The organism is Rhodococcus sp. R1101, assembly GCF_000278445.1.
GTDB classification, from domain to species: domain Bacteria; phylum Actinomycetota; class Actinomycetes; order Mycobacteriales; family Mycobacteriaceae; genus Rhodococcus; species Rhodococcus gordoniae.
This window is the reverse complement of sequence record NZ_AJVB01000527.1, coordinates 1-2524: the sequence shown is the minus strand read 5'-3', so window position 1 is coordinate 2524 and position 2524 is coordinate 1. Positions and strand designations below refer to the sequence as shown.

The 2524-nt window shown below is 73.1% G+C and carries 1 protein-coding gene; it reads left to right on the top strand.

Annotation, left to right across the window (positions count from 1 at the left end):
- On the top strand, positions 1-2524 hold a 2524-nt coding region (locus R1101_RS27945; RefSeq protein ID WP_037224396.1), incomplete at both ends, for a condensation domain-containing protein.

Here is a 2524-nt window from a genome sequence, read left to right as displayed (position 1 = left end):
GGGGAGACGTGTCCGCCGGAGCTGGTGACGCGCTGGGCGCCCGGTCGGCGCATGTTCAACGCGTACGGGCCCACCGAGACCACCATCGTCTGCAATATCACCGACACCCTGAAGCCGGGTGAACGCATCACCATCGGCAGCCCGGTGTGCGGGATCGACGAGCTGATCCTCGACGGCCGGCTGCATCCGGTGCCGGTCGGGGTGGCGGGGGAGCTGTACATCGCCGGACCGGGTGTGACCCGCGGCTATCTCCGCCGGCCCGGCCTGACCGCGACCCGGTTCGTCGCCGACCCTTTCGGCCCGCCCGGCAGTCGCATGTACCGCACCGGCGACGTCAGCCGCTGGCATCTGCCCGGCGGCGACCGGGTCGCCCGCAGCGAGAAGGACCGTCCGCCGACCGTGGAGTATCTCGGCCGCTCCGACTTCCAGGTCAAGATCCGCGGCTTCCGCATCGAACTCGGCGAGATCGACGCGGCGCTGAGCGACCAGGACGGTATCGCGTTCGCCGTCACCCTCGGCCGCACCGCCCCCTCCGGCGAGCCGATGTTGGTGTCCTATCTGCTGCCCGAACCCGGTTGCGAACTCGACTCCGAGACGGTGCTCGCCGCGCTCGGGCAGCGGCTGCCCGCCCACATGGTGCCGGCCGCGGTCGTCGTGCTCGACGAGATCCCGCTGACCGCCGTCGGCAAACTCGACCGCACGGCGTTGCCCGAACCGGTCTTCGGCGGCACCGGCGGCGATGCCGCGGCGGCGATGTCGCCCACCGAGACCGTCCTCGCCGCGATCTTCGCCGATCGGCTCGGTGTCGCCGAGGTCGGCGCCGACGACAGTTTCTTCGAGCTCGGCGGCAACTCGCTGGTCGCCACCCGGGTGATTTCCCGCATCAACGACGCCTTCGGCACCGATCTGGGGGTGCGGGCGCTGTTCGAGACCCCCACGGTGCGGGCGCTGGCCGCGAACCTGCCCGCCGGTGACGACATCGACCGGCCCGCCCCGACCCCGGTGCTTCCGCGCCCGCATCCCGTCCCGGTCTCCGCCGCCCAGCAGCGCCTGTGGTTCGTCGACCAGCTCGACCCGACGTCCGCCGCTTACAACATCCCGGTCGCGCTGCGGTTGCGTGGTCACCTCGACCCGGCGGCGCTGCTCGCGGCGACCACCGATGTGCTCACCCGGCACGAGGCGCTGCGCACCGTCTACCCGGCCACCCCCGCCGGACCGATCCAGCAGGTGCTGCCCGTCGACGCGCTCGCCGTGGATCTCACCCCGGCCCCCACCACCGATCTCGACGGCGACGTCGCCGCGGTGGTCGCGGCCGGTTTCGACGTCACCGTCGACCCGCCGCTGCGGATGCGGCTGTTCCGCATCGCCGACGACGAGCACGTGCTCGCCGTGGTGGTGCACCACATCGCCGCCGACGGGGCGTCGCTGGCCCCGCTGGCCCGGGATCTGGTCACCGCCTACGCCGCCCGCGCCGCCGGCACCGCCCCCGACTGGGCGCCGCTGCCGCTGCAGTACGCCGACTACACCCTGTGGTTCGCGCAGCTGCTCGGCGACGTCGACGACCCCGCCTCCCGCGCCGCCCGGCAACTCGAGTACTGGCGCGAGATCCTCACCGGCGCCCCCGAACTGCTGGCGCTGCCCACCGACCGGCCCCGCCCGCCGCAGCAGTCCTTCCGCGGCGCCGGCGTCGACGTCGAGATCGACCCCGGCCTGTTCGGGCGGATCCGGCAGCTCGCCCACGCCCACACCGCCACCGAGTTCATGGTCGTGCACGCCGCCCTGGCGGTGCTGCTCGCCCGCCTGTCCGGCGGCGACGACATCGTCGTCGGCAGTCCCGTCGCCGGGCGCAGCCACCGCCACCTCGACGATCTGGTCGGCATGTTCGTCAACACCGTCGCGTTGCGCACCGCGGTGCCCGCCGAGCTGCCGTTCGCCGAGTTCCTCACCACCGTGCGCGACACCGACCTGACGGCCTTCGCGCACACCGACCTGCCGTTCGACCGGCTCGTCGACGCGGTGGTGCCGACCCGCTCGGCGGCGTACTCGCCGCTGTTCCAGGTCATGCTCGCCTTCGCCGACACCACCGGCACCCACCTGACACTGCCCGGCCTCGACGTCGATATCACCGAGATCGACACGCACACCACCAAATTCGATCTGCACCTGCAGCTCGGCGCGGTCGCCGACGACACCGGCCGCACCACCGGGCTGCGCGGGACCCTGTCCTACGCCACCGACCTGTTCGACCCCGCCACCGCCGCCGCGATCGCGCAGCGCCTCGTGCGCCTGCTCGAGACGGTCACCGCGGATCCGGCGGTGCCGGTCGGCGACGTGGAGCTGCTCACCGCCGACGAACGCCGCACCGTGCTCGACACGTGGAACGCCACCACCGCCGACACCGGGCCCGTCACCACCCTCGGGGCACTGTTCGCCGCGCAGGTCGCCGCGACCCCGCACGCCCCGGCCGTCACCGTCGACGGCCGCACCCTCGGCTACGCCGAATTCGACGCGGTCACCAACCGAC